Raw genomic sequence first — 25,817 nt, forward strand, 5'->3', positions numbered from 1 at the left:
GCAGTTAGTCATTTGTCTTTTTATGCTTTGCATAATATTGCGTCAGGTTAATGGCGATCCAGAAATGATTAACCAGGTTCGGAATAAAGCCATAATACTTATTGAATATGCGGAAACGTTCCTTTAAGCTTGCGAAATGTTTTTGTTTAGATATCCCGCCGACCAGGTATTTCGCTACATAGCTGTGCGTATTGACAATACTCGATGCTTTTTTCGCTGCTTTGATAATCCAGTCAATATCCGAGCTGTATTTATATTGCAGGTCATAAGGTTCCGTAAGACTGCGTTTCACATAAATCGCCTGATGGCTGATACTCATGCCGTGTTTGAAACTGCGCCAGCTAAAACATTCCGGTGCACGGTGCCTTCTTTGTCCCAGACTTTCCCATTTATCGTTAAACATTTCAGTTTCTCCGTAATAAATGTCAGCGCCAGGGGCAGTGTCAAAAATCTCAGTTACCGTTTCAGGTGCATAAATCTCATCACCCGAATTCATGAATAAAACATAATCCCCTTTGGCCATGCTCAGGCCTTTATTCATTGCATCATAAATACCCTTGTCTTTTTCAGAAATATACTGTCCGAGTCTGGATTCATATTTACTGATAATATCTTTTGTGCCATCAGTTGAAGCACCGTCCACGATGATATATTCTATATTCTGATAGGTTTGATTTAATACCGAAAGTATAGTCCGCTCAATATCTCTTACATTATTGTATACGATGGTAATAATACTAAGTTTGGGCTGCAGCATGAAAAAGAATATAATTGATTAATGTGGATGTAAATTGATGAGTGACTGATACAGGGCGATGTGCTTTTGGGCAATGACCTCTTCAGAAAAATGGGTAAGTATGGTTAACCGTGCCTGCTTCTGGATTTCAGCTGCACTTTCTTCGTGGTATAACCATTCAATACCAGTGGCCAGGTCTTCCGAAGATTCGTAGTCCGCGAGGTAACCATTCACCAGGTGCGTAACCATATCCGGAATCCCACCTGTTTTAAAGGCGACTACCGGAGTTGCACAGGCAAGGCTCTCCATAACCGTGTTCGGAAGATTATCTTCCAGAGAAGGCGTAATAAAGGCGTCAGCAGCCGAATAACATTTAGCCAGGTGAACGTCGTTGTCAATCTTTCCCAGAAAGGTTGTTTTAAATGGGAAATCCGGTATATCGGCGTTGTCTTTATTGCCGAAGATTAGTAATTCTATATTTTCCTTAACAATTCCCGGTCTGCCTGCCAGATCATTCAGTGCCTGGATCAGGTAAGCTGTTCCTTTGTGTTTGTCATTTTTAGAAGGCATAAAGCCACTCATTAAAACAAATTTTTCGGGTGCGATCTTTAGCAACTTCTTGGCTTCCGTTTTTACATACGGTTTAAAGACATTTGTTTCAATAGTATTCGGGATAACAGAAACCTCTCTTGCCCCCATTAAACTACTAAATTTGACTGAGCGTGCCATCCAGTTACTTGGGGCAATGATATGAAAACCCAGATTGGCATATCCTTTTTTCTTACTCTGCCAGTTCCAGTGTGAGATATCATTTTTCCCGCTTATTTTTAGCAGCGGGCAGAAGCCACATTGTTTATGAAAGTTTTCACACGAATAGCGTACATGACAGCCTCCGGTAAATGCGTTGCTGTCGTGAAAGGTCCATACGATAGGTTTATCCAGGTCTTCCAGTGCAGCGAGGTCCTTTGGTCTTAAAAAACCATGATTAATCCAGTGGATGTGGATCAGGTCCGCTTCTTTTAAGCTGAGTGCCGAAGTGACCGAACGGCCAAACCATTGCAAAGAAAATGGTGTTTTAAGTGCTTTAGTCAGCCCTTTAGCCAGATATCTCTCCGCTAAAATATTAAATACCGCTTTTGCTTTTTGAAAAGGCGATTTGCTGAATGCTTCTGCTTTCGGGCTCTCCTTAAACTGATAATAGACCATGACGCTCGATTCGACGTCACTAGCCTGCAACGCGTCACTTAGCCGGAGACAAGCTCTTCCGGCCCCTCCATTTCCTTCGTATGTATTTAGGTGTACTACTTTCAATAGCTCAAAATTACGTATAATTGTTATCCTTTATTAAAACCTGAAGGAAATTGGTGGGAATATAATTAATTTTACGCCTCCTTAAATAAATAACAGAGACATATTTTTCTTTCCTAACGCCTGATGTCCGGATCCTAGTATTGTGGACGTTGTATTGTTAACAGAGAGATTAAAAAGATAACATCAAATTAAGTAAAACATAACATGGATAACCTTTTAACCGACAGACAATTTTGGGTGAATTATTGGGAGAGCAAAACAGGATTGTCGGTCAGTATCCCTGAGAACTATCTTTTCCATAAGGAACTGGCTTCCATTGTCGATACACAAAAAGTAAAAACTGCGATAGAGCTAGGTGGATTTCCAGGTTATTATGCCGTCTTTCTGAAGAAGTACCTCAAACTCGATGTTACCCTTCTGGATTATTTTGTGCATCAGCCTGTGACCAATTCCCTGCTGGAGGCTAATAATCTGAGCGAAAGCGATATTCACATTATAGAGACCGATCTCTTCAACCATAAAGAAACCAAACAATACGATCTGGTTTTATCCTGTGGCCTGATAGAGCATTTTAACGATACTGCCGACATTATCCAGCGGCATATTGATTTTGTCAAACCAGGGGGCACCCTTTTCATTACCCTTCCTAACTTCAAAGCTCTTAACGGCTGGTTTCAGAAATCTTTCGATCGCGATAACTACGATAAACACAATATCAGCTGTATGGATCCTGAGCTTCTCGCGTCCATTTGTCGTAAGGCCGGCCTCGAAGTTGTCCAGTCAAAATACTTTGGTCATTTCAGTATCTGGCTGGAGAATGAGAAACAAAAATCCGCAGGTCTTAAACTTTTCAAGAAAACCATATGGCTTGCCGGTAAGGTATTCACTAAAATATTTCCTTTCAATTCCCGTCAGTTATCTCCATATATCATTTTAGAGGCTAGAAAAGGAAGGTAGACCCGAACTGTTTTTTTTTGCGCCATATATAATATTTAATTTATTATATATATGCGTTTTGCATTTAGCCCCTCTCCACCGGTTTTCTCCCCTAAGGATAAGCGTTGATTGCTTTGAGGATATTCTGGTGAAAAAAATAAATAAGCTTGTTTTTGAATGGCATCAGCCCACCTTTTGGGGGGCGTAGCCATGAAAAAATAAGCTTATTTATTTTTCCCCCGGCCAAAGATCCCCGACTCGATGACGTATCTCCTTACCCTCTCCCATAAGGTTCCTTTTCTCGTGCTCAGGAATCCCCGGATCGTTTGGTAAGCCTCCGTATTTTCCACAATTTCATCAGGAAAAACACTCACCGGTTTCGGGTTAATAATTACATTATAAATATCATTGATCCCAGAATGTACCCCAGTACCATCATGACCTATATTATTCACCAGAGAGTGGCCTGGGTTCAGCGTCAGTCCCCCTTTCAAAAAGATAGAAGCATACCACCGGATTGCCCATGAATTATTCTTCCCTTTTTTGAAGTCCGTCATCTGTTTCCAGAAATTCATTTTATGATCGATAGAAAAATCCGCCCTTTTCTTTCCGTCAAACTGAGCAATTAACGTATCAATATTCGGTTCGAAATGCTGCCATGCCCGGTCCCATGTTGCCCAGCCCCAGCTTGTGGCGGCCCGGTAAAAAAAAGATTCCGGTAGCGTATTTTCCTTAAACGGGTACATATAAGCACCGATATGCATCACCTTCTCCTCTCCGCGGTAGCGGTCCAGTGCGTCATTGAAGTAATTCAAAGTATAAGGAGAGCTCACCAGGTCATCTTCAAAAACGATCACCTGTTTATAATCCCTGACGAGTCTGCTGACCCCTGCGATTACAGACTCGGCGAGGCCCATATTCTCTTTCCGTTCAATGATTTCGACAGATTTAAAACCTTCGATATGCTTCAGCAGTTCCCTGACCTCCAGTACATTTTCTTCCTCGGCTGCGGTTTTCGGGCCATCAGAAAAGATAAATAAACGACTTTCGGCAGCAAGTTCATTTTGTCTCAGGAACTTCAGCGTACGTTCTGTATGCTTTGGCCTGTTATAAACGAATAATGCGATAGGAGCGAAGCTTTGCATGAATTAAAATATTTGAAGAGTCTGATTTGATTTTCTCGTTAGAACGGTATATGCGTTCCCATATTGTTCCTGTTTTTTAATCCCCAGTAACTTTCCAAGCGTTTTTTTGATCCTGTATTCCAGTTCTATTCTTAAAATCTTAGGAAAAGTTTTAGGCATTTTATTATTCACAAACTGGTTAAACTTAGTTGTTGCTGTCGGTGTCATCGAAACCTGGTCCGCTAAGATTTCCAATCCTTCACTTTGTAAAAGGAAACGTAAAGCCGTTGGCGTATACATATTGATGTGGCCATAGTCCAGGAAATGTTTCATTCGCTTATCAACTCCGAAACGATAATCCAGAGGCACTTCGATCACTATATTTTTAGCTACCCTTTTGAGTTCCCTGATTAAAATACGTTCGTGTTCCACGTGTTCCAGAACATGCGCCAGGATCACCAGGTCAAAGGCATTATCCTCATAAGGAATTACATAGCCATCAAAGCTCTTCACCTCTTTTAACCGGCTTAAACCACGTTCGCGGATCAGCGAAACACCAGTGTCAGCAATTTCCAGTGCATATAATTCATTGCCAAAATTCCATTCATTTAAAAAATGGAGAATACTGCCGTCTCCGGCACCTACTTCCAGTACCTTGTCAGGCTGGATATCGCGGCAGACATTCATCAAATTTTTTGCCTTTGATTCTGCCCCAAGCATGCGCCAGGTTGTATCACTTTGCGTATAAAAATGGTCGTATGCTGATTTTACTTCATCGCTTAACATAGCAAATTTCTTTTTTTAGATATAGATAAGGTTTCAGGTGGTTAAACGGAGAGACGTTTAAATATTTTTTGAAATACCGTGAACAAAAATAATGATTTTAACATCATTATACCCTGCTGTCTGGTTTTCGGGATAAATAAAAGATAAAATGCACTTGATGCGCAGGCGATTAAGGTCGCAATAGAAGCCCCCACACCACCGTATTCCGGGATCAGCCACAAATTAAGTAAGATATTAACCATTGCACCCAAGGCAGTACGCTGAAAAGAAATTATGGTAAAACCTTCCGCCAGTAAGTATTGTGAACTGGCACTTCCCAAAAATACAAATACACCCGACCAGATATGTATGGATAACATTTGTCCGGCGCCATCATAAGTATTTCTGTAAAGAAACTGGATAATGGCCGGGCCCAGAAAAGTAACTGCCAGTGCTACCGGCAGGCTGATGAAAATCAGTAAATCATATAAATTTTTCAGCCTTTTGGTATACCTTTCCAGATCAGTTTTCCGTGCATGGATAATTGCTGGGAATACCGAAGTTACAATAGCTACGGGAATGAAATACCAGGCTTCACTGATCTTTGCTGCGGCACTGTAAATTCCGACTTCAGTGCTGCTGTAACTTTTTAGCATTACCTGGTCGATCTTCATGTAAATGGAAACCATCACAGCCGAAAGAATTAGGGGAAAGGACTGTTTTAATAACTTGACCGCTCTTGTGTGGCTAAAGGTCCAGGTAAATAAACTCTGGCCCCGCTGATGATACATATAAATTAAGCCTACTGCCAGTGAGGCACTGTCAAAGGTCAGTGAGGCTGCAAAATAAATCAGCGGCATTTTAAAGACCACCAGTAAGACCTTAACTACAGCCGAAAGTACGACACAGACATTCTGCACCTTAACCACATATTTTGAGGCGACCTGCGATTGAAAATAAGAGTCAATTACATTAAACGATTTGAAAAATGCAGCGAAAGATAAAATCAGTATCACCCAGGTCAGCGGATCTCCCGGTTTTTCAGAATAATGATGAAAAAGTAGGTAAATGCCAACTGTAACAGGAATTAAAAACGCGGTCACACCCAGACGCATGAATAAAGAAGTACCTAAAATTTCATCTTTCTGGTGGGGTTCATTAATAATCTCCCGGATAATAAAAGTATCCAGTCCCAATGCGCCTACAGCGGCTATAATCGTGGTAAACGCATCAGCAAAACTCAGTTCCCCGAAGGAAGAAGGCCGCAGATAAATCGCAATAACGAAACCAATCACCATGCTCAGGATTTTCCCAAACATCAGCCAGCCAGTATTTTTAAAATACTTGTTGAACGCTTCTTCATCAAAACCTTTTAAACCGGGTAACTTCATCTGCGCAAAGATGTGAAATTAAAAGCTCTTCTCAATCCGCTTTAATTGCTTGAGATGATGTTTCAGGTGGATCTCTGTAAAACGAAACCACTGTTCTGCATTCAGGTACCCTAAACGGGGATGCCGTGTTTTGAGAGCGGGATCTGCAGTGTTCATACCTGGGTAAGTACTGTCCAGCAGCTTTGTAAATCTTTCTATAAACGCTGCTGCGGCTGCTTTATCTATCTTTTTCTCCCTGTCTAAAAGTATTTTTGGTACTTTGTACCTTGCAGCAGGAGGAAAACTTCCGAAGAATAGAATAACCTTTACCACAAAAGCAGTAGATTTTATCTTTCCTTCTCCCCGGACACAATTTTTAACTTCCTCCAGACTGAGTATACTTGCATCAAATATATGCGAATAGACTTCACTGTAAGACCAGCCGCCGATAGGAGGAGTGGTTTGAAACTGCCCTTCCGGGATGCGCTGTAATACGGCTTTATAGGCCGCTGAAATCTTTTTCAGCGAAGAAAGGACTGAAGAATTGCTCATGTGATGGGATAAAGGTTCAGCTACTAAACAGCAGAGCATTAAAAATGGTGCATTAATTCATCCAGCTTTAAAATCTGCCATTCCACATCTGCCGGCGGGTCTATGTTCAGCGGATTAAAGAAAATAGCTTTGATACCGAAATTCTGCGCACCGCGGATATCAGCTTCCAGACTATCACCAATCATGATACTTTCATCTTTCTCTGCACCGGCTTTTTCCAGTGCATATTCAAAGATTGCCCTGTCTGGTTTATTGACACCTACATCTTCCGAAATAATCACATTTGTAAAATAAGGGTTTAAGTTGCAGGTATCCATTTTAGTCAGTGTAGTTTCCTTGAACCCATTCGAAATAATATGGAGCGTATATTTTTGCTGCAAATAAGCCAGTACTTTTTCTGAGCCTTCAAAAAGATTCTTTTTCCTGGGGCTGAGTCTTACATATTCGGCTTCAAATTGTGGAGGGACCAGATCTGCTGAAACACCCAGCTGTACAAAAGTTTTACTGAACCGTTCCGATCTTAACGTTTCCTTGGTTATCCGCCCTAGATGATAATCGGCCCATAACAGGTGATTGTTCTCTGTATAAACATCAATGAAGGTCTCACAAGAGGATAGTCCTAATGTATTCAGTTCGTACCTGTGATATAATTCTGTCAGGGTTTCTCTTGCGTTTTTATCAAAATCCCAGATCGTATGATCCAGGTCAAAAAAGATATGTTTAATCATCCGATACTAGATTTTGGATCCGTAGGCAAGATCACCTGCGTCACCCAGTCCGGGTACGATATACGATTTGACAGTCATCTCATCATCTATAGCCCCCAACCATAATTTTGCATGAGGCAAATGTGCGCGGACGTGTTTCACACCTTCCGTACTGGCAATTGCCGCAACAATATGGAGTTCTTTAATTTTATACTTCGTCATTAATTCTTTGCAGCATAATACCATGCTCAGGCCTGTTGCCAGCATTGGATCTGCCATAATCAGGATTTTGTCAGTCAGGTCAGGAGAAGAAATATAGTCAACCAGGATTTCGATAGTCCCGGATGGATTTGATTTTCTGTAAGCAGTTACAAAAGCAGCATCTGCACGGTCAAAAACATTCAGCATGCCCTGTTGCATAGGTAATCCGGCGCGTAAGATCGTAGCCAGTACCGGTTGGTGGTCCAGTATTTTGGTTTTTGCTATACCCAGTGGCGTTTGTGTTTCCGAATCGCTGTAAGTCAGGTTTTTGCTGATTTCCCAGGCAAAGAATTCACCGAGCCTTTCCAGGTTTCTGCGGAAGCGCATCGTGTCTTTCTGTATATCTACATCGCGTAATTCCGCCATGAAAATATTCGCTATGGAATTTGTTTTACTCAGGTCAAATATCATTTGACAAAGATAAAAAATTGCTTAACAATTGCGTGTATAGTCTTCTGCCAACTTTTCCCTTACCTGATTCAGGAAGCGATTCCCGATGCCATAAGATATAAAAATGACCGTTAATCAATTTCACATTTTCAATGAGCTTACCCCATTTACCATTGATTTCATCGATATTAAATGTCCTGTTTTGTAAAAGAATTGTATCGTTGACCGCTACCGGAAACACTTGCAGGTGCGTGGTCTTTTCCAGTTGAAGATCGTACCAGTGAAAAGGGGTACAGGTACCTGCCCTGAAACCGATAGTCGTGGTATAACCCATCCGGTAATCTTTATCAATCCCATTTTTTAGTAATTGGAGATAACTTCTGGGAAAAATTAGCTGTTTATCGCAGGTCAGGTCAATTTCGGGAGCTGGTTTGAAGAAATAAATGGGGTTTAATTTATATTTCTCATGCTGTTCATTCAGGAAAATTGGTAATCCGCCATTTTTTGTTGCTGCTACAGGTTTTGAACCGGACAGCAATTGGAATTTTCGCAGGAAACTGAATACATGTTTAAGGACGTTGAACGATCTGGCTCCCGGCGCTGTATACATACAGATCAGAGGGATAAACTCAAATTTTTTCTGACCAAAATGGAGTTTCGGATAACGCTTCAAAAGCATGTTTTTCAGCATCAGGGTCCAGCCGTCAATCACCGGGAATTCCAGTAGTTTAAGTTTAAACTGCAAACTCGCTTCGGGAGGAAAGTTCCCATCCTGATCGGCAGTAAAATCCATATACTCTTCATATCTGCTCACAAAATAGAAAGAAGCTGCAAAGACATCGAAAGGCAAACTACTGTGATCTACTGCAAAAGGCACAATCATATCCCCAAAGGTCGTCGTCTTGAGATGAGGCGGCGAAATGGTATGAGAGAGCAGAAAATCAGCATTCTTAAAAAAGAGTTCGTCTGCAACAGGCTGATCGGCATAAGTTATTTTTGGCAGGGCAGAAGCCTTGAATTCGGCCACATTTGAGCTGAACCCTACCTGCGTTCTGAGAATATCGTTGAAAATAAAGCTGAAGACATACTTAATCCTGGGTGTAAGTATGGGAACATAAACCAGTAATTTCATGATGCCACTAAATTTAGGATATAATCACGACAATCCAATACATCAATAATTGTTATCTTTGAATAGCTATGAAATTTCAACTTGTTTCAGATTATAAACCTACGGGTGATCAGCCCGGTGCCATCGAACAATTGGTTGCAGGTGTCAATGATAACGAAAACTATCAGACATTATTGGGTGTAACGGGCTCAGGTAAAACATTTACAGTTGCAAATGTGATCCAGCAAACCCAGAAGCCGACACTGATCCTGAGTCATAATAAGACTCTTGCTGCACAATTGTACGGAGAATTTAAAAATTTCTTCCCCGAAAACCAGGTTAACTATTTTGTATCCTATTATGATTATTATCAGCCGGAGGCTTATATGCCCAGCAGTAATACTTATATAGAAAAGGATTTGAGTATCAATGAAGAAATCGAGAAACTGAGGCTGAGGACAACCTCTGCTTTAATGTCCGGCAGAAGAGATATTATTGTCGTTTCTTCGATCTCCTGTATTTACGGTATGGGAAATCCGGAAGATTTCTCCCGCTCAGTGTTCCGTTTTGCAGTAGGAACGAGAATTTCAAGAAATTCATTTTTGCATAGTCTGGTTGAAATCTTATACGCCCGGACAATTAATGATTTTAAAAGAGGAACATTCCGTGTAAAAGGAGATACGGTGGATATCTTTCCGGCCTATCTCGATACCGCCTATCGCGTGTCTTTCTTTGGGGATGATATTGAAGAACTCAGTATTATCGATCCTGTAACAGGTAAAACCATTGAAAAGCTTGAGGATATGGCTATTTATCCGGCTAATCTTTTTGTGACCCCAAAAGATAGATTTACCTCATCGATCTGGGGAATACAGGAAGAGCTTGAAGTGCGTAAAAACCAATTGATCGGGGACAGGCAGTTGCTGGAAGCCAAACGGCTGGAAGAACGTGTCAACTTCGATATTGAAATGATGAAAGAACTGGGTTACTGTTCCGGAATTGAGAACTATTCCAGATTCTTTGATGGTCGTCAGCCGGGAATGCGCCCTTTCTGTTTACTGGACTATTTTCCGGATGATTATTTAATGGTTATTGATGAAAGTCATGTGACCGTTCCGCAGATCAGAGCGATGTACGGTGGTGACAGGTCCCGCAAGCTCTCACTGGTAGAGTATGGGTTCCGTTTACCATCTGCATTAGATAACCGGCCTTTAAATTTTGAAGAATTTGAGAGCCTGGCACCGCAAACGATTTATGTCAGCGCGACGCCGGCAGATTATGAACTTCAGAAATCAGATGGTGTGGTCATTGAACAGGTTATTCGCCCTACGGGTTTGCTGGATCCGTTGATTGAAGTCAGGCCAGCGATCAACCAGGTAGATGATCTGCTGGAAGAAATCGCACTGACAATTAAAATGGGTGACCGGGTACTGGTCACCACACTGACTAAAAGAATGGCTGAAGAACTGGCCAAATATATGGACAGGCTGAATATCAAGTGCCGTTATATACACTCTGAAGTCAAAACACTGGAAAGGGTAGAGATCCTGCGTGGTTTGCGTTTAGGAGAATTTGATGTACTGATCGGGATTAACCTTTTAAGAGAGGGACTGGATTTACCAGAGGTATCTCTGGTTGCTATACTCGATGCAGACAAAGAAGGATTTTTAAGATCTGACCGTGCCCTGATCCAGACTGTCGGACGGGCAGCCAGAAATGACAGGGGCAGAGTGATTTTATATGCGGACAAGATTACTGACTCTATGGCCAGGACGATGGATGAGACCAACCGCCGCAGGGAGAAACAGATTTTGTACAATACCGAGCATGGAATTACACCTAAGACTGTAGGCAAAAGCAGGGAAGCCATTCTGGAGCAGACTTCTGTTCTTGATTTCTCTGGTAATGCAGCGCATAAAAATACTTATCAGGAGATTGATCAGGTAAGCATTGCTGCAGATCCGATCGTGCAGTATATGACCAAGCCGGAAATGCAGAAATCCATTGATAAAACTCGTAAGGATATGGCCAAAGCCGCAAAAGATATGGATTTTCTGCTGGCCGCCAGGTTGCGTGACGAAATGTTCGCGATGGAAACCGTGTTTGCGGAAAGGTTTGGAAAGCAAAGTGTTAAAAAGGTATAATAATTAATAATGGACGGAAAAAACAGAGCGGATATTTATCCCGGACTAGAGGTGGATATAATTTTAAAGAAAGATCAGCGCAGCGGTAAGCTGACCAGGGGAATAGTAGCGAACTTATTAACTTCATCTGCTTTTCACTCCCGTGGAATTAAAGTAAGACTGGAAGACGGACAGATCGGAAGGGTTGCTGAGATTGTTGAAGAGGACTAAACGATGGTTTAAATTCCCGGTATTTGTTTGTAAATTGTAAATATAATATAACAAACAGCCGGGACTTGTAATAATCAGGATTGAATTCTGTCTATATTTGTAGATTAACTGAATATTAAATAATGGGACTTATAAAATTTCTTTTCTTTACTATACTGATACTCTGGATTATCCGTATTTTGTTGAGACTGATATTTCCAATGATCGTTAAAAGCGTTTTTGGGAAAATGCAGTCTTCTTCAGGTTACGCCGGACAGCAGCAACAACAACAGCAGAGGAGGCCTTCAAGACCTGAAGGATCATTGTCGATTGATTATGTACCACCACAACCTAAGCAGGGGAATGCTGATAAACTGGGTGACTTCGTTGATTACGAAGAGGTTAAATAAAAATATCCGTCTTATCGAGATATTTCCTTCCTAATCTGTATCAATTTTATATTTTTGGGGTTAGTTTAAATATAAACAGACCCTTAATGAACAATTGGTTAAAAAGGAATGGCATACACTTAGCCATCAGTGCATTTTTTGTAATTTTATGTTTCGCCTATTTTAGTCCTGTTTTACAGGGAAAAGTTCCGGATCAGGGCGATGTAATGCAGGCAAAAGCCATGCAGAGAGAGATCATGGATTACAAAGCCAAAGATGGCAAAGGCCCTCTCTGGACAAATGAAATGTTTGGCGGGATGCCAGCTTATCAGATCTGGGTTCAATATCCATTAAATTTAACAACTTACGGTATTTCGCTGATCAAAGATACCCTGCCTGATCCTGTTGGAACGGTGTTATTGTATCTTTTAGGGTCTTATCTGCTTTTCTGCGTGTTAAAGGTTAATCCCTGGCTTGCAGCGGCGGGTGCGATTGCCTTCTCCTTTACTTCCTATAACTTTATCATTATCGCCGCAGGGCATAGCAATAAGGCACTTGCGATTGGTTTTTTTGCCCCGATTTTAGCCGGAATTATTTTAACACTCCGGGGTAAATATTGGATGGGTGCAAGTTTAACTGCACTTTTCCTGGCATTGAATATCAGGTCTAACCATGTTCAGATGACCTATTATTTCCTGCTGGCGCTGCTGATTTACATTGGTATCGAAATCTACCATGCTTTCAAAGCAGGTAAAACCAAAGAAATTTCCAAAGCTATCGGGTTCCTGGCTGCTGCAGTACTGCTTTCAGTAATGGTCAATGCGAGTAACCTGTGGACGACCTACGAATACGGAAAAGAAACTATACGTGGTAAATCTAATCTGACTGCTGATGCAGCTGAACCGGCCAATGGTCTTCCTAAAGATTATGCTTATCAGTGGAGCCAGGGTGTTGGTGAATCCTTCACCTTTCTGATCCCTAATCTTTACGGTGGTGGTACAAACCGCCTGGATGCAAGTTCAAATGTAGCCAAAGCTATTCAGACAGTGGGAGCCTCACCAGAGCAGGCGGCTGATTTTGCGATGCGTATGCCTGTTTACTGGGGTGATAAACCAGGAACGGCCGGCCCTTATTATTTTGGGGCTATCATCTGTTTACTGTTTGTATTCGGTTTGTTTATTGTACGCAGCCGGATGAAGTGGTGGATCTTATCTGCTTCCATCTTGTGCCTGCTTTTATCATTCGGTAAAAACCTACCGTTCTTATCAGATATATTCTTTGATTACGTACCGTTTTATAATAAATTCAGAGCTGTAGAGTCAATTCTGGCGGTGGTTGGTCTGTTGTTCCCGATATTAGCTGTGCTTGCGGTAAAAGAAGCTCAGGAAGGACAATACGATCAGAAGTACCTGGTTAAAAAACTGATCTGGTCTGCTGGTATCACCGGTGGTTTTGCTTTGCTGGTTGCAGCTATGCCAACCTTGTTTTTTAGTTTCAGAACGTCTGATCACGAAGCGTTCCTGGGTTCATTGGCTCAGGCGTTAAATAACGATAAAAATATTGCAACGACGATCGGTAATGCGCTGATTCAGGACAGGGTAGAGCTGGCCAGGGCCGATGCTTTAAGAACTTTGCTGTTTATTGCCATAGGCTTCGGACTGACCTGGGCATTGATCACTAAAAAGATGAAAGCGGAAGTTGTCTGTGGTTTACTGGCCTTTTTTGTGCTGGTAGATATGTGGTCAGTTGACCGCCGTTATTTAAATAACTTAAATTTCGTGGCTAAATCAACATTGGACAGTCGTTTTCAACCAAGAGATGTGGATACTTTTATCCTTGCTGATAAAGATCCGGATTTCAGGGTATTTGATACCACTATACCTACTTTCACCAGTGCTGATGCTTCATATTTCCATAAAACTGTTGGTGGTGCCCATTCTGCAAGATTGAAACGTATTCAGGAACTAATTGATCATCAGTTTACCAAAAGCGTAAACCATGATGTTCTGGATATGTTCAATACGAAATATATCATTACCCAGGATCAGCAGACTGGTGCTTATAAAATGCAGCGTAATGAGTCGGCAGCAGGGAATGCCTGGATTGTGGACGGCGTACAGTTTGTGAAAAACTCTGATGAGGAAATGAAAGCAATCAGTAGTTTTGATCCAAAGAAAGAAGCTATTGTGGATATCAGGTATAAAAACTTAATTGATACCGCGAAAGCAGGATTGGGCGGACCTACTGCCAGTATTAAACTGGATAGTTATCATCCTGACCACATGGTTTATTCTTACAGTGCACCAAGAGATGTGATTGCCGTATTCTCGGAGATTTATTATGATAAAGGCTGGAAAATGCTGATAGATGGTGTTGAAAAGCCATATTTCAGAGCTGATTACGTATTACGTGCGGCACAGCTTGATGCCGGAAACCATAAACTGGAATTTGTTTTCCACCCGACTTCATATTATACCGGAGAGAAGATTTCTCTTGCAGGTTCCGTGCTGTTAATGCTGGGACTGGGATTTGCTGTTTACAGCGATCAGAAGAAAACTAAGAAAACTGTTTAAAATTCAGATCCGAGGATTTACCAGGGCCGTTAAGAAATTAACGGCCCTTTTTATTGGTGTCAAAACTAGCCGTATACAATGGGTTTGAATGCTATTTGGTTCGGACTTTGTTCGGAGATCGTTCGGAGATTGTTCGAAGATCCTTCGAATGCTGCCGAAGAAAATATGTACCCAATCCGAACCTTTTATCAGTCAGACCAAATCAGTAGTCAGATGAGCTACCTTCTTAGGCTTATCTATACGATAATGTTTACTTAATACATTGTTAACCTGAGTTTTGCACATTTGTGTATATAAACTGAAAAGCTATGCAGGAAGTAATTACGTTTGTCTGTGTCATTGCCCTGATAGCATTCTTTTTCAGCCCCTATGATTTGACAATAGATGAAGATGATGTGTAAAAGAGACGTTGATATCGTGGTAATTTCTGATGTCCATCTGGGCACATACGGTTGTCATGCTAAAGAACTTCTCAAATATTTAAAAAGCATTAAACCAAAAATGCTTATCCTCAATGGAGATATCATCGATATCTGGCAGTTCAGCAAGAGATACTGGCCCGAGACGCATATGAAAGTAGTCAGAAAACTGATGAAATTTGTTGTTGAAGGGGTACCTGTATATTACTTAACCGGAAACCACGATGAGTTGCTGCGTAAATTTGCAGATATGCACCTGGGGACTTTTCATCTTCAGAATAAACTGGTTTTAGAACTTGATGGTAAAAAAGCCTGGTTTTTTCATGGCGATATTTTTGATGTAACCATGCAGCATTCCAAATGGCTGGCTAAACTGGGTGCAGTAGGATACGATACACTGATTCTGATCAATAGTATGGTAAACTGGGGTTTAAAATTATTCGGCAGAGAAAAAATGAGCTTTTCTAAAAAAGTTAAGGCACAGTTTAAGGATGCGGTAAAGTTTATTAATAGTTTCGAAGATACAGCTGCTCAGTTAGCAGCGAAAAACGGATATGAATATGTGGTATGCGGACACATCCACCAGCCGGAAATGAGAACAGTGACTACCGAAGACGGACAGGTACTATACTTAAACAGCGGTGACTGGGTAGAAAATCTGACTGCCCTGGAATATAATCAGCAAGCCTGGACTGTCTTTAAGTACGATCATAAAGATTTCCAGACCGATGAGGTAGAAGAAGGAATTCTTTCTGATAGCGAGGATTTGCATAGTAAGCTGGATATCAATATGTTGCTACAAAAGATAAAATTAGAAATTGTCTAGCAAATAAAATTACAGATATTCGGCGGGAATGAAGATACTTTATGCTATTCAGGGTACAGGAAACGGCCATGTAAGTCGTGCAAGGGAAATCGTACCCTTATTGCAACAGCATGGTGAGGTTGATTTGCTGATCAGCGGTACGCAAGCCGATGTAAAACTTAATCAGGAGATTGCTTATCAGCTTCATGGCTTTAGTTTTATTTTTGGTAAAAAAGGTGGTGTAGATCATTATGCTACCTGGAAATCCATGAACCTTCCTAGGTTTGTGAAGGATATGCGCAGGCTTCCTCTTGATCAGTATAACCTGATCCTAAACGATTTTGAACCTGTCACAGCCTGGGCATGCAAGATGAAAGGTATTGAAAGTGTAGGTCTGAGTCATCAGGCTTCCTTCCAGTCAAATAAAGTACCTAAGCCCAAAAGCATAGACTGGGCACAACTGGTGATGAAGTATTATGCGCCGGCGACACATTATGTTGGTTTCCATTTTAAAGAATACGACAGTTTTATCCATACACCGGTTATCCGGTCAGAAATCAGAAACCTGGTTGTCAGTAATCTGGGGCATTATACCGTTTATCTTCCTGCTATAGATGATAAATTATTGGTGCCTATTCTGAAACAGATCCCGCATGTGAAATGGGAGGTATTCTCTAAACATACACACTCTAGTTTTACGGATGGAAACGTTTATGTCCGTCCTGTGAACAATGAACAGTTCAACAGCAGTCTGGCCAGTTCCGAAGGACTGTTTACCGGAGGAGGATTTGAAGGCCCTGCGGAAGCTTTGTTCCTGGGAAAAAAACTATTGGTTGTTCCGATGAAATTTCAGTATGAACAGCAATGTAATGCCTATGCCCTTCAGGAAATGGGTTTGCCTGTCATCTGGGGTTCTAATAAAAACTGGTTGCCTGTGATTCAGAAATGGGTATTTCAGCCACAGGAACACCGATTTGATTTTCCTGATGAAACCGCTGCGGTCATTGCAAAAGTTGTCAAAGAGTTTGCCAGATAAATTTCTTTACTTTGCCTTTCTATTTATGGCATGATTAATCAATTCAAAACGTTAAACCCCATTAACCTGCTCCTGTTATTTGCATATACTTTTTTTATGCGGATTTCTATTCTTATCCATCCGCCTGAGCGGTTGAATTTTGAATTCCTCGAGCCCTATACCAAGTTTCTGATCCAGATCCCTATAGGTGATAATTTTTCGGTGACTACGAATATACTGATTGCCGGAATTCTGGTTTATATACAGGCGATCCTCTTTAACAGGATTGTCAATAATCATACACTGCTTACAAAACCCAGTTTTTTACCCGCACTCCTTTATATCACTGCGGCAAGTTTATTTGGCCCTTTTCTGATTCTGAGCCCGGTGTTACTCTGTAATTTCATGCTGATCCTGGTTATGGATAAATTGCTGAAAATTGGTAAATCTCCGAATGCGATCATGCTGATGTTTGATATCGGGATATTTATTGCTGTAGGTACATTGATGTATTTTCCGTTTGTGATGATGCTACTGCTGATCTGGCTGAGTTTATTATTGTACAGATCGTTTAACTGGAGAGAATGGGTTTCGGGATTGATAGGTTTTTTATCAGTGATTTTTTTTCTGGCTGTTTTTTATTACTGGAATGATAACCTGGGGATGTTTTATAAAATATGGCTGCCTTTAAAGAATAAGTTCCCGTCCATGTTTAAAATCATGTATAATGATTATCTGGTTCTGGTCCCGGTAGGTATCATCATGGTATTGGCAACCTTACAGCTCCGCGAGAATTTCTTCAGAAGTTTTATCAGTACCCGAAAAGCTTTTCAGATGTTGTTTTTTATGTTTCTGATTGCAGTGCTGAGTGTTTATACCAAACCGAATTTTAAGTTGTACCACTTTTTATTGTGTGTGCCTCCGGGAGCAGTCTTACTTGCGTACTATTTTTCGAACGCAACAAAACGCTGGTTTTACGAAAGTTTGTTCTTCATTCTTGTCGTAACAATCCAGTTCTTTTTGTTTGTTTAACTTTTTTTAACAATTTGGCGGCTTGAAACTTGGTAAAGATTAATAGCTTTGTAGGATGAACTGTGGATTGGTAAATGCATAATCTTGTTATAGATATCGGCAATACTAACAGCAAGATAGCTGTTTTTAATGATAAGGTGCTGGTGTTTTTTCAAAGCCTGGAGCATTTAGATCAACAGGTCCTGACAACATTAATAGAGGAATATCAGATAGTAAATTCTACGGTTTCCAGTGTAAGGGAGGATGTGGAAGCTGTAATTGATGTTTTAAGAGCCAAAACCAAGTATAAGCAGTTTTCTACCCGGTTAAACACAGGAGTGAATAACTATTATAAAACAATATCTACCCTGGGTCAGGACAGATGGGCTAAAGTACTAGCTGTTCATGAGGCTTATCCCAAACAAAATTGTTTAATTATAGATGCAGGGACCTGTATTACCTATGATTTACTGAACAATGAGGGGAACTATTATGGTGGGAGTATAAGTCTTGGCGTGAATATGCGGTTTAAGGCCTTAAATCATTATACCGGCAAACTGCCTTTGGTCAGATGGGATAAGGAAATGCAAAATATTCCTCTGGGCACAGATACGGATACAGCCATTGCAAATGGCGTTTTACAAGGCGTAATCAACGAAGTTGAGGGTTTTATTGAACTTAACAATAAAAATAATAAAGAACTGAAGGTAGTTATAACTGGAGGGGATGCTACTTTTTTGCTGGAACAATTAAAAAACAGCATCTTTGCACCTCAAATTATACACGATCCCTATTTGGTATTAAAAGGATTAAATGAAGTCATTGTATTTGAATATGTACAAAAAAATTAATTATATAACTGCAGTTTTAGTTCTGCTGGCCAGCCTTTCTGTTAATGCGCAGGTTACTACACAATCGCCATATTCTAAATATGGGATCGGAAATCTCAAAGGCGAACTGCTTCCTCAGTTCAGGGCGATGGGTGGTATTTCCACAGCAATCAACAAACCTACAGGTTATAATAATATTAATATGCAGAATCCTGCTTCCTATGCGGGAATCACGATGACGACGATTGATGTTGGACTGGGAGGTACATTTACCAATCTGTCAAAAGGTTCTGCAAGTGATAACAGTTTCAATGGTACATTAAGTCACCTTGCACTTGCTTTTCCGGTTACCCAGCATTCAGCACTGAGTTTTGGTATCATTCCTTATTCTGAACTGGGTTATAATTTCACTAATCCACAGACGATAACCGGCTCAGCAGGTAACCCTTCTTCAGCGACGGTGAATAATGTATATTCAGGTGAAGGTGGTTTAACAAAAGCATATATTGGTTATGGTCAGCGATTTGGTGAGCATTTCAGAATAGGTGGTAATGTTGAGTATCTGTTCGGAAACCTGATAGAAAATAAAGCTGTTGAGTTTACTAACGATCCAAGTGCTTTCGCAACCCGTCTGCAGAATAAAAACAGTGTCGGTGGGATTACTTTCTCTTATGGTGCACAGTATGATATCCGTTTAGACAGAAAAACATTACTGACATTTGGTTATTCAGGTTCATCTCCATCCAACGTGAATTCAACGAGAACTTATTCGGCAAGCAAATACTTGTATGACGGAACCACGGGAGAGGGTAACGTAACAGTTGAGACTGTGGACTCGATCAACAATGCAAAGGCCCACCTGAAGCTTCCTTTAATCCATAATTTCGGTATCGCTCTTCAAAAAGATAATAAGTGGCTTGTAGGTGCTGATTTTAGAATGGGTAACTGGTCTGCTTTCACTATTGATGGTGCAGGACAGGGATTACAAAATAGCAAAGGCGCGTCTATTGGCGGTCAGATTACTCCGGATATTACTTCTATCAACAGCTATTTCAAACGTATTGATTACCGCTTAGGTTTTAGTTATGATCAGACCTATATTAAACTGGCTGATCAGAGTGTAAAACAGGCGGCACTAACTTTTGGTCTGGGCTTACCATTGGCAAATGCAATGTACAGAGGGGCATTCTATAAACTGAACTTTTCTACTGAAATCGGACGCAGAGGTACATTGACTTCTGGTTCTTTACAGGAAAACTATGTGAGTTTTCATTTGGGCTTTGCGATTAATGATACCTGGTTCAAAAGATTTAAATTCGATTAATGAAATTGGCCAGTATATTATCACGTATAGTTATACTGTGCTTTATTCCGCTTTTTTTAAGCTCCTGTAATGAGGATGACTTGAAAAAAGCGGCTACTATCTCTTCCAAAAAGCTGACCCTCAGCAGGGACAGATCCTTAAAAGTAGAAATCGTCTTCAGTGATTCGGCGGTGGTTAAAGCGAAAGGGTTTGCACCAATACTGGATCAGGTAAACCCATCTACGGGTAGTAAATATGAGGAAATGCCAAAGGGGATCAAGATCACCTTCTTTGACCCTCTTCAAAAACCAACAGGCACCATTACTTCAGATTATGCGATCAGGAAAGAAACTGAGCAGGTAACCATTTTTAAGAAAAATGTGGTTGTGGTCAGGGACGAACTGACATTTAATACAGAAGAACTTACCTGGAATCAGCAGAAAAAGATGTTTTTCTCTCCAAAAGGGATAGTGACCAGACCCGACGGCACTGTCTTAAATGCGATCAATTTTAAAGCCCCTCAGGATTTCAGTTCAGTTGATTTTGAACAGGGATCTGGAGAAACTTACGTTAAAGGGGACTTAACGCAGTAAAAATTCTAGTCTATTTTTCTTAATCTTATGTCTGAGAGTGATTTTTCGCTGCTGAAATTGCGTTGATCCTACTTTTTGGGGTAACATAGTAGAGTTTGTTTGGTGTGTTTTGGTAAAATACTGGTTTTTAATGTTATAACTGAATAATAACGTATATTAATATCAGATTAAAACCTAAACCAAAACTCATCTAAACCAAAATCTATGAAAAAATGGCTATTATTTATGATTACGTTGGTATTCCTTTCTGCGGGAGTAACCATGGCGCAAAAAAAGACAGTTAGCGGAACTGTTGTGGATGGAGGAAGTAAAGAACCCATTCCTGGTGTCTCTATACATATTAAAGGGAGCAGTCTCAGCACCAGTACCAATCAAAAAGGGCAGTTTGCGATCCAGGCCGGGCCGACAGATGAGCTGACTTTTAGTTATACGGGTTATACCGCGGTTACGAGAATTGCCGGTACAAATACAAAACTGGATATTACACTCGAAAGTAATACCGCCCAGCTCAATGAGGTGGTATTGATCGGAACGCGTTCTGCAGGAAGAGTGAAACTGGAGACGGCTGTGCCAGTTGATATCGTTAATGTCAGCAAATCTGCGACAACAACGGGGCGTATGGATCTAACAGATATTCTCAATTATGCAGCCCCTTCTTTTAATTACAACAAACAGTCAGGTTCGGATGGAGCAGATCACGTGGAACTGGGTACACTTAGGGGTTTAGGCCCAGATCAGACATTGGTTCTGATTAATGGTAAACGACGTCATTCAACAGCTTTTGTTTCAGTGTTCGGAACACGAGGAAGGGGAAATTCGGGTGTTGACCTTAGTTCTATACCCACAGCTTCAATAGAAAGGGTTGAGATCCTGCGGGACGGTGCATCTGCACAATATGGATCTGACGCTATCGCGGGAGTAATCAATATTGTTTTGAAGAAAACAGTAAATCAATTTAATATTAACGCTGGCTATTCTGGGTATTATGACCCGGCATTCAATAGTAAAAATAACATGGCTTCTGGTCAATATCCGCACGGAGGGGCTATCGATGGAAACGGGGTCAATGTAGATGCAAACTATGGATTGAAAATCGGGAAAGAAGGTTTCATCAATATTACTGCAGATTATTCCAAAAATGGTAAGACCTTCCGGCAGGTCAAAGATACGACTACATCGAATCCTAAAGCACTACCAATTAATACAGCCAGACGGGCTAATGGTGATGGATCATCCGAAAACGGTACTATATTTTTTAATAATGAGATACCGGTGAGTGAGAAGACTACCTTCTATAGTTTTGGTGGGTACAGCTACAAGGGATCTGATGCGTATGCCTTCTCCAGAAACTTTCTGGCCAGACCGGATCGTTTTCCAACGAACAATGGAAACCTGATCCCTGCACCGGGAATTATTTTTAATACCCCAAACGGTGATTCTTATTATAATCCGTTAATCCAGACACATAATACTGATGTTTCATTTGCAGCTGGTGTGAAAGGTACTTTCGGGGATGCCTGGGACTGGGATTTGAGTAATAACACTGGTAACAATAACTTTCATTTCTTTGGTGAAAAGACATATAATGCTTCTTTAGGAGCTGGAAAGACACATTTTGATGATGGCGGATCTGCTTTTCTGCAAAATACGAGCAACCTGAACTTCAGCAAACATTTTGATAAAGTACTCTCGGGTTTCAATCTTGGTTTTGGAGCAGAATACCGTTATGAACGTTATAAGATATTTCCTGGAGAAGAGGCTTCTTACAAAAATTATGACCCTAATGGTATTAAGGCAGCAGGTTCACAGGGATTTCCGGGTTTTCAACCAGGGGATGCTGTCAAAGCTAACCGCTCCGTTTTGGGTGCTTTTGTAGATTTTGAAGTAGATGTAACTAAAAAATGGCTGATAGATTTTGCAAACCGGTTGGAACATTACAGTGATTTCGGCTATAATTTCAGTACCAAGTTTGCCACAAGGTATAAAATAACTGATAATTTCAATGTTCGTGGTTCGGTTGGTACGGGATTCCGTGCGCCATCTTTGCAGCAGATTAATTATAGTTCAACCTTTACCAATGTACAGGGGGCGGTGATTTCTGAAGTTAAGATTGCACCTAATTACAGCCCGATCACCCAGGCTGCCGGAATCCCCAATCTAAAACAGGAAAGGTCAAAAAATGCCGGTCTGGGCTTTACCTTTAAGCCAGTTCCGGAATTCAGTGTGACTGTAGACGGGTATATTATTAAAGTAACTGACCGGGTAGTTTTGTCTGGACAATTCAGTGCTGATGATACCTCACTGGATCCTTCATTTACAAATGCATTGAAGGCACTCCATGTAGGCTCTGCACAGTTTTTTGCAAATGCAGTAAATACGACCAACAGAGGGCTGGATGTCGTATTGGATTACAATAAAACTATTGGTGATAACCGTTACAGATTATTGTTTACAGGGAATTTTCAGCACATGGATATCAATAAGGTAAATTATCCGCCGATCCTGGGAAGTACGCCGGTCCTTCAGGAGACTTTTCTAAGTTCGAGGGAAAAGAATTTTATCCTGGCTTCTGCCCCGCGTGCAAAGTTTTCTTTAAACCCTGAATTTGGTCATAAGGACTTTACTGTGGGTACAAGGTTTACCTATTTTGGTAAAGTAGCTATTTATGGATATGGAGATGGTACAACGTTATATCCTACAGTACCGCTGGATGACGGGTCGGGTAGGGTGCCGGATCTGTACAATTACGGTGGAAAAGTGGTGAGTGATATTTATTTCAGTTATAAACTGAATAAATTTGCCCGCATTTCTCTGGGATCAGATAATGTATTTAATGTTCATCCTGATCTGGGTTATGTAAAAGGAGCAAAAAACTGGGCATATAATAATGAACCCGCAGGCCCTTTTGATGCCGTTCAGATGGGGGGGAATGGCAGACGTTTCTTTTTTCGGGTGGGTTTAACCCTGTAGATTTCGGATATTAGACATCAGAAACCACACCAGCCGGCCATGCCGGTACGTGTGGTTTCTGTTTATTTGAGCATTGATAAAATTATTATTAAATCAAATTCAGACAGTGGTTTATTCAAAAACATTAAATTGTTTTCTTTTTTTGGCAAAAGTTGTATCTTGCGCCCTCTTTAAAAAATATAAATAATAGATATTATGGGTTTTATGACATTTTTGCGGAATCGCATGGGCATTATCTTAGTGGGCGCCATCGGTTTTGCAATTGTTGCATTTTTAGTCGGTGATGCAATTAACGTAGGAAAGCCTTTCTGGGCAGCATCTCAAAAAGTTGTTGGATCAGTGGATGGTGAGGACATCAACATCGATGAATTTGGTCCTAAAGTAGATCAGAATTTACAACAGTTCAAACAACAATACGGTGGCAGTGCCAATCCACAAATGACAGCTATGGCTGTTGACAATGCATGGAATGGTGAATTAGCAACAGTCTTATTGTCAAAAGAATACCACCGTTTAGGTTTAGGTATTTCCAGCGAAGAATTGTTCGATTTATATCAGGGTAAAAATCCCAGCCCGCTTATCGTTCAATATTTTGGTAATCCTCAGACTGGTCAGGTTGACCGTGCTGCAGTGATTAACTCCCTGAAACAACAAGCGTCTAATCCTCAGTTGAAACAACAATGGGATTTACTGGAAGCAGAAGTTGAAAAACAGGCTTTACAACAGAAATATGGTAACTTAATTAAAAACTCTGTTTATGTAACTTCTCTGGAAGCGAATGATGAATATCAGAACAGAAATAAACTGGCGAACTTCAACTATGTAGGTTTAGACTATGCAAGTATTCCTGATGCATCAGTTAAACCATCAGACGCTGATTTTGCTGATTACTATAACAACAACAAAAAGAGATTTGATAACCCTGCTGAAACCCGTTCATTTGAATATGTTTCATTCAGCGTTAATCCAACTAAAGAAGATTCAGCTGCAGTGAAAACGCAGGTGGAGAAATTAGCTTCGGATTTCAAAGCTTCAAAAAGTGACTCATTATTTGCAGCAGTTAACTCTGATGTGAAAGTTCCATATACTTATATCGGTAAAGGTAAACTGGATCCTAAAATTGATTCAGCTGTATTTGCATTGCCGGCAGGTAGTTTCTACGGACCTGTATTTACTGGTAATTCTTATAAACTGGTAAAAGTGATTGACAGCCGTTTTTCTCCTGATTCAGTTAAAGCAAGTCACATCCTTTTAGATGCGACCAAACTGGGTGGCGTGGACAAGGCAGTGAAAATGGCTGACTCTTTAAAAACCTTAATCCAAAAAGGAGCAAGTTTTGCTGATCTGGCTAAAACTTACAGTGTAGACGGATCTAAAGATAAAGGTGGTGAACTGGGTACCTTCGCAAGAGGACAAATGGTTCCTGAATTTGAGAATGCAGCATTTAACGGCCAGGTTGGTGAGCTTAAAGTGGTACGTTCACAGTTTGGTGTACACCTGATTAAAATTGAAAAACAAATTGGTTCTTCTAAAGTAGCTAAACTGGCTTACATAGAGAAAAACCTTACGCCAAGCAGCAAGACTAAAGATCAGGCTTATAAAAAAGCTTCGAACTTCCTGGGTATTGCTAAAGGTGATAACTTTAGTGCAGAAGCTAAAAAATTAGGTTACACTGTAGCTATCGCAGATAGAATTACAGGTAGCCAGGGATATGCTCCGGGATTAGATAATCCACGTCAGCTGATCCGTGATGGTTTCGCAGCTAAAAAAGGAGATGTGTTAGCAGAAGTTTATCAGATGGATAATGCTTTCGTTGTAGCACGTGTTACTGACATTAAATCAAAAGGTATCCTGCCACTGGAAGCAGTGAAAAAAGATATCACGCCGATGGTGATCAATGCGGTTAAAGGTAAGATGCTTGCAGAGAAATTAAACAATGCAGCTAAAGGTGCAGGAAATCTTGCACAGGTAGCTCAGAAAGTTGGAAAAACTGTTGTACCGGTTTCGAACATTGTATTCTCTAACCCGATCCTTCCAGGTGCGGCACAGGAAAATAAACTGATCGGAAGTATATTCGGTTCAGCACCAGGTAAAGTATCTAAAGCCGTTGAAGGTGAGCATGGCGTATATGTGTTTACAGTGAATGGGTTTACTAACCCGGCTCCAATCGGAAATACCTACAAACAAAAAGAAATGATGCGTCAGGCAGTTGCTCAGAAGTCATTAGGAGCAGCATTCCAGGCATTACAGGATAAAAGTGAGATAAAAGACAATAGAGTGAAATTCTATTAATCTTATTTTACGTAATTTTGA

At 40.8% G+C, this 25,817-nt stretch carries 22 protein-coding genes; 13 read left to right on the top strand and 9 right to left on the bottom strand.

What is annotated here, in order from left to right:
• Positions 1-4: 4 nt before the first annotated feature.
• Positions 5-757, bottom strand: coding sequence for a glycosyltransferase family 2 protein (locus tag HDF25_RS22120; RefSeq protein WP_184628579.1), 753 nt, complete (start codon positions 755-757; stop codon positions 5-7).
• Positions 758-775: 18 nt separating this feature from the next.
• Entirely contained in the window at positions 776-2,047 is a 1,272-nt protein-coding gene (locus HDF25_RS22125; RefSeq protein ID WP_184628580.1) for a glycosyltransferase, read from the bottom strand.
• Positions 2,048-2,251: 204 nt separating this feature from the next.
• Between HDF25_RS22125 and HDF25_RS22130 the strand changes: the two genes are divergently transcribed.
• The gene (locus HDF25_RS22130) at positions 2,252-3,004 is read left to right on the top strand and encodes a class I SAM-dependent methyltransferase (RefSeq protein WP_184628581.1); all 753 of its coding nucleotides are present in this window, start codon (positions 2,252-2,254) and stop codon (positions 3,002-3,004) included.
• 203 nt (positions 3,005-3,207) lie between these two features.
• On the opposite strand, the gene HDF25_RS22135 is transcribed toward HDF25_RS22130, so the two are convergent.
• Genes HDF25_RS22135 through HDF25_RS22165 form a run of 7 tightly spaced genes read right to left on the bottom strand, consistent with a single transcriptional unit; the run spans position 3,208 to position 9,284 of the window.
• A complete protein-coding gene (locus HDF25_RS22135) occupies positions 3,208-4,128 on the bottom strand; it encodes a glycosyltransferase (protein ID WP_184628582.1) in 921 nt (306 codons plus the stop codon).
• Positions 4,129-4,131: 3 nt separating this feature from the next.
• Entirely contained in the window at positions 4,132-4,893 is a 762-nt protein-coding gene (locus HDF25_RS22140; RefSeq protein WP_184628583.1) for a class I SAM-dependent methyltransferase, read from the bottom strand.
• Positions 4,894-4,934: 41 nt separating this feature from the next.
• Positions 4,935-6,263 (bottom strand): flippase, encoded by a 1,329-nt coding sequence (locus tag HDF25_RS22145; protein WP_184628584.1) that lies wholly within the window; start codon positions 6,261-6,263, stop codon positions 4,935-4,937.
• A gap of 18 nt (positions 6,264-6,281) precedes the next feature.
• Positions 6,282-6,794 carry a DinB family protein gene (locus HDF25_RS22150; RefSeq protein ID WP_184628585.1) on the bottom strand — a complete coding sequence of 171 codons (513 nt, stop codon included), beginning with the start codon at positions 6,792-6,794 and terminating at the stop codon, positions 6,282-6,284.
• 38 nt (positions 6,795-6,832) lie between these two features.
• Positions 6,833-7,522 carry a YjjG family noncanonical pyrimidine nucleotidase gene (locus HDF25_RS22155; RefSeq protein ID WP_184628586.1) on the bottom strand — a complete coding sequence of 230 codons (690 nt, stop codon included), beginning with the start codon at positions 7,520-7,522 and terminating at the stop codon, positions 6,833-6,835.
• A 6-nt stretch (positions 7,523-7,528) separates the two neighbouring features.
• Positions 7,529-8,173: a uracil phosphoribosyltransferase gene (gene upp, locus HDF25_RS22160; RefSeq protein WP_184628587.1), complete on the bottom strand. Its 645-nt coding sequence runs from the start codon at positions 8,171-8,173 to the stop codon at positions 7,529-7,531.
• A complete protein-coding gene (locus tag HDF25_RS22165) occupies positions 8,163-9,284 on the bottom strand; it encodes a DUF7033 domain-containing protein (protein WP_184628588.1) in 1,122 nt (373 codons plus the stop codon). The genes upp and HDF25_RS22165 overlap by 11 nt, the downstream gene beginning before the upstream one ends.
• Positions 9,285-9,352: 68 nt before the next feature.
• Between HDF25_RS22165 and uvrB the strand changes: the two genes are divergently transcribed.
• The 12 genes from uvrB to HDF25_RS22225 all read left to right on the top strand — a co-directional run bounded on the left by uvrB (position 9,353) and on the right by HDF25_RS22225 (position 25,796).
• Positions 9,353-11,407 carry an excinuclease ABC subunit UvrB gene (gene uvrB, locus HDF25_RS22170; protein ID WP_221450997.1) on the top strand — a complete coding sequence of 685 codons (2,055 nt, stop codon included), beginning with the start codon at positions 9,353-9,355 and terminating at the stop codon, positions 11,405-11,407.
• A gap of 9 nt (positions 11,408-11,416) precedes the next feature.
• Positions 11,417-11,617: a YwbE family protein gene (locus HDF25_RS22175; protein WP_184628589.1), complete on the top strand. Its 201-nt coding sequence runs from the start codon at positions 11,417-11,419 to the stop codon at positions 11,615-11,617.
• 122 nt (positions 11,618-11,739) lie between these two features.
• Positions 11,740-12,006, top strand: coding sequence for a DUF4834 family protein (locus HDF25_RS22180; protein WP_184628590.1), 267 nt, complete (start codon positions 11,740-11,742; stop codon positions 12,004-12,006).
• 86 nt (positions 12,007-12,092) lie between these two features.
• Positions 12,093-14,558, top strand: a complete 2,466-nt coding sequence (locus HDF25_RS22185; protein WP_184628591.1) for a hypothetical protein — start codon at positions 12,093-12,095, stop codon at positions 14,556-14,558.
• A 393-nt stretch (positions 14,559-14,951) separates the two neighbouring features.
• Positions 14,952-15,803, top strand: coding sequence for a UDP-2,3-diacylglucosamine diphosphatase (locus tag HDF25_RS22190; RefSeq protein WP_184628669.1), 852 nt, complete (start codon positions 14,952-14,954; stop codon positions 15,801-15,803).
• A gap of 28 nt (positions 15,804-15,831) precedes the next feature.
• The gene (locus HDF25_RS22195; protein ID WP_184628592.1) at positions 15,832-16,818 is read left to right on the top strand and encodes a glycosyltransferase family protein; all 987 of its coding nucleotides are present in this window, start codon (positions 15,832-15,834) and stop codon (positions 16,816-16,818) included.
• A 30-nt stretch (positions 16,819-16,848) separates the two neighbouring features.
• The gene (locus HDF25_RS22200) at positions 16,849-17,829 is read left to right on the top strand and encodes a DUF6427 family protein (RefSeq protein WP_184628593.1); all 981 of its coding nucleotides are present in this window, start codon (positions 16,849-16,851) and stop codon (positions 17,827-17,829) included.
• A 74-nt stretch (positions 17,830-17,903) separates the two neighbouring features.
• Positions 17,904-18,659, top strand: a complete 756-nt coding sequence (locus tag HDF25_RS22205; protein WP_184628594.1) for a type III pantothenate kinase — start codon at positions 17,904-17,906, stop codon at positions 18,657-18,659.
• A complete protein-coding gene (locus HDF25_RS22210; protein WP_260409442.1) occupies positions 18,622-19,962 on the top strand; it encodes a hypothetical protein in 1,341 nt (446 codons plus the stop codon). The genes HDF25_RS22205 and HDF25_RS22210 overlap by 38 nt, the downstream gene beginning before the upstream one ends.
• The gene (gene lptC, locus HDF25_RS22215; protein ID WP_184628595.1) at positions 19,962-20,534 is read left to right on the top strand and encodes an LPS export ABC transporter periplasmic protein LptC; all 573 of its coding nucleotides are present in this window, start codon (positions 19,962-19,964) and stop codon (positions 20,532-20,534) included. The genes HDF25_RS22210 and lptC overlap by 1 nt, the downstream gene beginning before the upstream one ends.
• A 204-nt stretch (positions 20,535-20,738) precedes the next feature.
• Positions 20,739-23,504: a TonB-dependent receptor gene (locus tag HDF25_RS22220; RefSeq protein WP_184628596.1), complete on the top strand. Its 2,766-nt coding sequence runs from the start codon at positions 20,739-20,741 to the stop codon at positions 23,502-23,504.
• 204 nt (positions 23,505-23,708) lie between these two features.
• Positions 23,709-25,796 carry a peptidylprolyl isomerase gene (locus tag HDF25_RS22225; protein WP_317618245.1) on the top strand — a complete coding sequence of 696 codons (2,088 nt, stop codon included), beginning with the start codon at positions 23,709-23,711 and terminating at the stop codon, positions 25,794-25,796.
• Positions 25,797-25,817 lie beyond the last annotated feature (21 nt).

The sequence above is a fragment of the Pedobacter cryoconitis genome (assembly GCF_014207135.1).
GTDB lineage: Bacteria > Bacteroidota > Bacteroidia > Sphingobacteriales > Sphingobacteriaceae > Pedobacter > Pedobacter cryoconitis_D.